Annotated in this window: 9 protein-coding genes and 1 tRNA gene; 3 read left to right on the forward strand and 7 right to left on the reverse strand. The window is 32.0% G+C overall.

The window, feature by feature from the left end:
* Positions 1-317: 317 nt before the first annotated feature.
* The 6 genes from ACP5SL_RS05750 to ACP5SL_RS05775 form a co-directional block, all read right to left on the reverse strand.
* Positions 318-393 (reverse strand) — tRNA-Arg (locus ACP5SL_RS05750).
* A gap of 90 nt (positions 394-483) precedes the next feature.
* Entirely contained in the window at positions 484-1,065 is a 582-nt protein-coding gene (locus tag ACP5SL_RS05755) for a hypothetical protein (RefSeq protein WP_428228324.1), read from the reverse strand.
* Entirely contained in the window at positions 1,049-1,759 is a 711-nt protein-coding gene (locus ACP5SL_RS05760) for an energy-coupling factor ABC transporter ATP-binding protein (protein WP_428228325.1), read from the reverse strand. The genes ACP5SL_RS05755 and ACP5SL_RS05760 overlap by 17 nt, the downstream gene beginning before the upstream one ends.
* Positions 1,731-2,261 carry a QueT transporter family protein gene (locus ACP5SL_RS05765; RefSeq protein WP_272985673.1) on the reverse strand — a complete coding sequence of 177 codons (531 nt, stop codon included), beginning with the start codon at positions 2,259-2,261 and terminating at the stop codon, positions 1,731-1,733. Before ACP5SL_RS05765 ends, ACP5SL_RS05760 begins: the two co-directional genes overlap by 29 nt.
* 10 nt (positions 2,262-2,271) lie before the next feature.
* Positions 2,272-3,036 carry a P-loop NTPase gene (locus ACP5SL_RS05770; RefSeq protein ID WP_014557413.1) on the reverse strand — a complete coding sequence of 255 codons (765 nt, stop codon included), beginning with the start codon at positions 3,034-3,036 and terminating at the stop codon, positions 2,272-2,274.
* A gap of 1 nt (position 3,037) precedes the next feature.
* Complete coding sequence (locus ACP5SL_RS05775; protein WP_014557412.1) at positions 3,038-3,421, reverse strand: hydrogenase/urease maturation nickel metallochaperone HypA; 384 nt, start codon at positions 3,419-3,421, stop codon at positions 3,038-3,040.
* Positions 3,422-3,529: 108 nt separating this feature from the next.
* On the opposite strand from ACP5SL_RS05775, the gene ACP5SL_RS05780 reads away from it, so the two are divergent.
* Positions 3,530-4,150, forward strand: coding sequence for an alpha/beta fold hydrolase (locus tag ACP5SL_RS05780; RefSeq protein ID WP_428228326.1), 621 nt, complete (start codon positions 3,530-3,532; stop codon positions 4,148-4,150).
* Positions 4,151-4,153: 3 nt separating this feature from the next.
* On the opposite strand, the gene ACP5SL_RS05785 is transcribed toward ACP5SL_RS05780, so the two are convergent.
* On the reverse strand, positions 4,154-5,011 hold the full coding sequence (locus tag ACP5SL_RS05785; RefSeq protein ID WP_148683483.1) for a hypothetical protein: 858 nt from the start codon (positions 5,009-5,011) through the stop codon (positions 4,154-4,156).
* A 199-nt stretch (positions 5,012-5,210) separates the two neighbouring features.
* On the opposite strand from ACP5SL_RS05785, the gene ACP5SL_RS05790 reads away from it, so the two are divergent.
* Together ACP5SL_RS05790 and ACP5SL_RS05795 are read left to right on the forward strand one after the other, a co-directional pair.
* Positions 5,211-5,819, forward strand: a complete 609-nt coding sequence (locus ACP5SL_RS05790; protein WP_428228327.1) for a MarC family protein — start codon at positions 5,211-5,213, stop codon at positions 5,817-5,819.
* Between the two features lie 104 nt (positions 5,820-5,923).
* Positions 5,924-6,166: a ferredoxin gene (locus ACP5SL_RS05795; protein WP_428228328.1), complete on the forward strand. Its 243-nt coding sequence runs from the start codon at positions 5,924-5,926 to the stop codon at positions 6,164-6,166.
* Positions 6,167-6,341 lie beyond the last annotated feature (175 nt).

Raw genomic sequence — 6,341 nt, forward strand, 5'->3', positions numbered from 1 at the left:
TTTTGCTAATTTTATTAGCAAATATAAATAAAATAAATCTAACATTATATTAGGAGAAAAGAGGAATTTAATTCTTAGGGGTTCGAGCTTCATAGGTCTTGATATAATTTGATACCGAACTTATAAGCTTATATGGAACTCAAAATAGTTTGTCTAGGCGTTTCTCATTAATAAATTATTAAAAGAATATACTTTATTACGTGAAGTCTTTTTTGATAAAAATTAGAGAAAAATATTTTTATCCGTATTACTCTTTCCAACAGCTATTCGGCAAGTCATTTAAAAAACTAATAAAAATTTGAAAAGAAAAATTCATGCGGGCCCGCCGGGATTTGAACCCGGGATCCCCGGCTCCGAAGGCCGGTACCTTGATCCTGGCTAGGCTACGGGCCCTTAAAATTATTGATAAACAGCATCAATTTAATATACTTTTCAGCTTTGTAATACCAATATTTAATGAGTTATTTTTATAAATAAATATGTTCAATCTCCACCTCTCGCTTCAACTGAAATTTCTATCATGTCTAGTCTTTGCGACAATAAATATACATAGCTTACCAAAATAGGAACAGCTTTCCAAGGTTTTAAATAAGAAACTCGATATCCTCTTACTTTAAAACTATTTATTATTTCTTGGAGCTCATAAATTGCATAATAAATGAAATTGAAAGAATATATAAGCACTTTTATTTTAATCTTCTCTTCGATCGTTTCATTTTTTGTCGTCGAAGTAAATAAGAAAAAAGAAAGAACAGTGGAAAGGGTGTAAATTGCTAGAAATATAAGATAACTAACATTCGTTCCACTTAAAAAGCTTATCAGCTCAATTGGAAGAATAGTCATTGAATATAAAAATATCAAACTGATAAAAAGATCGTAAAGCTTTCCAGAAATAAATAAAGATGCTAGCAAAATAGAATCAAAAATCATAACATCTATTCTATTTGGATAAAAGGCTCCGAAAACTGTAAAAAATAGCAAGAAAATCTTTAAATAAAAAGATTTTTCTTTATGTAGCCAAGTATCTATTTCTTTGGCTTTTATAACCTCAGCAAGCGGATTCAAGGATCAGCTTCCTCGTTACAATATTGTACTTTTCTAAGACATCATCATTCAATTCTCTAAGAGTCGTCTTTTCAACGATCCTTCCACCGTATATAACAAATACATCATCAGGTTTAACTAAATTAAGGTGCATAGAATTGTTTAAAGCTATAATAACGGTCTTGTTTCTTTTTCTGAAAAAGCTTAAAAGATTTACTATAGATAAATAACCATCCAAATCCATATCATTGAAAGGTTCATCAAGCAGTATTATCGGTTGATCAGCGACAACTATACTAGCAATGCTCACTCTTCTAGCTTCTCCTCCGCTTAGCCTAAATGGATTTTTTTCGTATAGCTTATTTACACCAAGTATTTCTAAGACTTCTTCGGAGGCTTTTGCGTTTGTATTTTTGAGGATAAACTCGATTTCCCTCTTCACACTATCTTCAAAAAAACCTTGATACGGATTTTGCCAGCAATATCCAACAATTTGAGCTCTTTTTTTGGGCGGAAGTTTAGAGATTGAAATTCCATCATATATAACTTCTCCCTTTTTTATTGGAATTAAAGAGGCAATCGCTTTCAGTAGAGTCGATTTTCCGCTGGAATTCGGTCCCAAAATCGCATGCACTCCTGGGGGAAGTTCAAGAGTTATATCTTCTAAAGCCACTTTTTTAAAAAATTCAACTGTTAGATTGGAGACTTTCAGCAATTTGTTGCTCACCTTCTTCTGGAAACTTCTTTTCTAGCCCTATAGCTAGTAGATATCCACCTATACCTACAGATATTATTTGACCTATAGTAACGCCAAGCATGCTTATACCTAGAGGTACTTTAAATATAAAGTTTAGGAGCAAAAAGGCTATGAAAAAGTCCACAATTACAATGGATGCAGCAATTCCAGCTATAAGTCCTACTTTTCTATTCTTGATATACTTGCCACAAAGATAGATAGCAAGAGCTGAAATGAAAGAAGCAGTAGTTCCCAGGATAAGGTCATATGGGTTATATGGAGAATTTAAATTTGCAATGAACGTGCCAATAGTAAGCCCCCAAATAGCCTTTGTTCCGAACTTTTTGTTGAACGGAAGCACTAAAAAAATATCGCTAATCCTCACCTGAATTGGACCATATGCTATTGGAGCGATTAAAACAGTTAATCCAGCATACCCAGCAGCAATTACTGCTATATATAATATGTCCTTAAGCTTCATATCAAATACCTCAGTCTTTTCTGGCTTCTTTTAATATTTCGAGAGCGATATCATAAACTTCTTTAAATACTGTTGTGTTTTTAACTTTGTCTATTGATCCTAATGAAAAAATAAAAGTATCGTCATACGAGATAAGCTTTAGCATCTTTAATCCTTTATTTAATAATTCTTTATGGTTTTTATAAGCATCGAAGGTTGTTCTATACAAGTTCACTACAATTCCCAAAATTTTTGCATTTTCTTTTTCCAAATTTTTGATCATATTCTTGATGCTTTCCAAAGATAATTTGTCAGGAGAAGATACTAATATCAATTTTATCTGGGGAAGCAATTCTATCAAGTCATATAGCTCATCCGACATTCCAGGAGGGGTGTCAATTATTAGAAAATCGAGACTTCCCCAGTCGAGTATAGAAAGAAGTTCTTTTAATGCGCTATCTATTTCTCTTCCTCTTAAAGGGGAAATTCTTCCTTCTGTTAAAATGACAGGAGAGAAGTACTTTATCTCATTTATAATTACTGGTTTTATCCCATTTTCTTCTTCGAAGTTAATTTTCATGTCAGCTCCTAATATTAAATGCGTATTAGGATTGGTCAAATCGAGATCTAAAAGCCCTGTTTTTAAACCTAGCTCATTAAGTGCTATTGCTAAGAGGGTAGAAATGGTTGTTTTCCCTACACCTCCTTTACTGCTCACTATTCCAATAATATTTTTTACATTAGCTGTCTTGGTTCTTATCCCGAATATTCTGGGATCTATTAATTTCTGACTCAAATTATCTCACCAGCATCATAACATTTTTTCCGTCGAGAACTTCGAAGTCAGAGCTTTTACAATTAGGACATGAAACTACTGTGTGTACAGCTTCAGGCATAAAATGTATCATTTCTCTTTCGTCCTCGCTCAAACTAACATCGCTCAGACTCCATTCATAACCGCATTTGTTACATTTGAATCGGGCTTCCCGAATTTCATATGAAAGCTTTACTTTTATGTTTAATGATTCTAATGTCATCGTTACGTAATTCATAACAATGTTTATATCTATATTTTGTAGCTCTCCAAATAATACTTTTACTTCGCTGATTTTTTCGTGAAAAGCTTTTTCTTTAATAGCTTCTATAATTCCTTGGGCTATTGCTATTTCATGCATATTCATCAATCCTTTGCTTTAAATATTACAATATATTTAAGGCAATTTGACGAAAATATTTTTTTATTTTACATGTAATATTTAATATAATTATTGTAGAAAAGATGATCAAAATTGAAAAGCTCTAAAATCAGCGTAGGTAGGACACAGTGTAATTACATATATGACAATATAGATCTCGAAGATTGTCCCATCGTCTTATTACATGGTTATAGCTTTAGTAGCGATGTATGGAATGAAGTGGGGATATTTAAGATTTTTGACGAGAAAAAAATACCTTACATTGCTTTGGATATGCCTTATGGCATAAAAAATAGTTGCGAGCCAAAAGATACAGATATGCACAAAAACGAGGCATTTTTGGAAGAAGCACTTAAAAAAATAAAGAAAGATTTAAAACCACCTTTATTGGTTGGAGCTAGCATGGGAGGGTATTTAGCTCTTTTATATTCCGCATCAAACCCTGTTTCAGGATTGTTATTAATAGGCCCAGTAGGAACTGATGATACATATGTACTAAGTTCTTTAAACAAATACAATTTTCCGGTTTGCGTGATTATAGGAGAAAAGGATACGATAATCGATTTTGATTCGGTTAAAAAATTTGTAGAATCTCTCCCAAATGGAAAGCTTAAAGTATATGAAAGCTCTGGGCACCCAGCATATTTATACAAAAAAGATAGATTTATAGAAGATGTACTTTCGGCTTATAATGCTATAAGAAAGAAATATTAAAATTTATCTAATGTTAAATACGGTCAAATCTTCAAGCTTTGGTATTTTTTTAGAATAATTCACTTCAAACTTATAAAAGTCGCCATTATTTAGTGTAAACCATCCAGAGTTTTGCTTGTCATCTGCGCTTAAGTAAAAATCTACAGCAGTAGATGAAGAAAACACCAGCGCATCTCTTAAGTTTTTGACATATAGTTTATAGTAATCTTTTTCTTCGTCGTTTACGTAATAGTTTCCGAACACAACCTGTATTTTTTCTTCATTTAGAAGAACTAAAGAGATATTCAAAGCGGAAAGAGTAAACTCTTTAAGGTTTTTTATTTGTTCATGTTTTATATCATCTTGAATTATAGATGATAAATATTTTCCCATCACATATGTGTCGCTATACTTTTCAAATATTTTTTTATAGCTTTCTTTTTCGTCGATCATTCCAATAAGTTTTTGCTTGTCTACTGCACCATTATGTGCTATAATCAGTCTTGAACCAGATGTGGTCATGAATTCAAATGGCTGAACATTTAATATATTGACCGTTGATTTTTCGCTTGTAGCTCTTGCATGAAAAATTTTAACTGCAAATGGACGGTAGTATCTCTCATCTTCGCTATTTAAAAGCTTATCATTAGGCTTATCTATGTATACTGGATGCAAACTTTTTCTTATGCTATATGAGACCTTTCTCCCGTTTATTAATGCTGTAAATACCCCCCAACCTTCTTTATGAGAAAAGTTAGCCCTTTTGAAAATATTGGCAGCGTACGGATCTTCATAACTGGAGGATACAAATGCATGTAATGTTGGTTTATAAAGGGTATCTTCAAACCCAGGATCTCCTATAAATCCAAACAACCTACACATATGGATTCACCAAATTTCTATAAACTTGCGTAGAAATAATATTATTAAAATTTATTCTTTTTTTCTTTATAAAGAAATTGCACAATAATTTAAAAACCTCATTAATGCGAAATGAATACTAGTACAAATATTTTTGTTTGAAAAGCTAAAAATTTAAGATGCACAAAATTATTTTTAAAGAAAAAAGGTGAGCATATATATGAATATTTCAGCAAGTGAAATAATAGTTTTGTCTTTACAGCTCTATGCTGTAATGAATCCGTTAGTAGCTATACCTAAATTTGCTGACCTAGTCGAAAGCAATCAGAGAGAGGGTTTCTTTTCAATAACAAATAAGGTCTTTTTGACTATTCTTTTTCTCAGTACAATTTTTGTTTTAGCTGGCGGATATATACTTTCTTTTTTTGGCATCTCATATTATAGCTTAAAGATTGCAGGAGGGATAATTCTTCTTACTGTAGCTATTGACACTTTGACTACGGGACATAAGCCAAAAGAGGTAGAAACAGGAGATTTGATAGTCGTTCCAATAGCAACACCTTTGATCATAGGCCCGGGAACTATGACGTCACTTATTATATTCGGAGAACTGCATGGAATCATTAATACTCTTTTAGCTGCGTATTTGTCTTGCTTTTTCGTATATTTAACGTTGATAGTATCGATTGCATTATTGAGACTTTTAGGACCTACATTTATTAACGGTTTGGGAAAGTTCATGTCTTTAATTATAGCATCTTTTGCTATTCAGATGCTTCTTTCCGGCTTTTATGGTTATATTATTGAAACCTATCAAGTAAAAAGCTAATTTTCCAGCTTGAGATCTTCAAAAAGATCTTTTTTAAAGTTTTTTTTAAAGACAAAAATTAAAATATAACCTTATTATTTAATAATATAAAAAAGGGGACAAAAATGGGAAAAATTAGAGTTATAGTCGATAGAAGAACTTGTATAGCTTGTGGTGTCGCACCTACAGTTTGTAGCGAAATATTTCAACTAGGTTTAGATAATGGTAAAAATAGAGTTATCGATAAATATTCAATGAAGTTGACAGATGAAATTTCTGAAGGTGAAATTCCCGAGGAGCTTTATGAATGCGCAAAGAGAGCCGAAGAATCCTGCCCAGTTGTAGCGATTCATGTTGAAAGAATTTAAAATTCAAAAACTTTTTAAAGCATGTAATTAAGAAACAAGAAGTTATTTAAATTTGCATCTAATAATACTGAGAGGGTGTCAAGTTTCATATAAGTTCCTATTAGTTGATGCATTCCTTCTTGGTTCTGCATATGGCTTAAAGGCTTTCGAGAGCAAGGTATTTGGAGAACATGTT

Source organism: Fervidicoccus sp., from assembly GCF_049967375.1.
GTDB classification, from domain to species: Archaea; Thermoproteota; Thermoprotei_A; order Sulfolobales; family Fervidicoccaceae; genus Fervidicoccus; species Fervidicoccus fontis.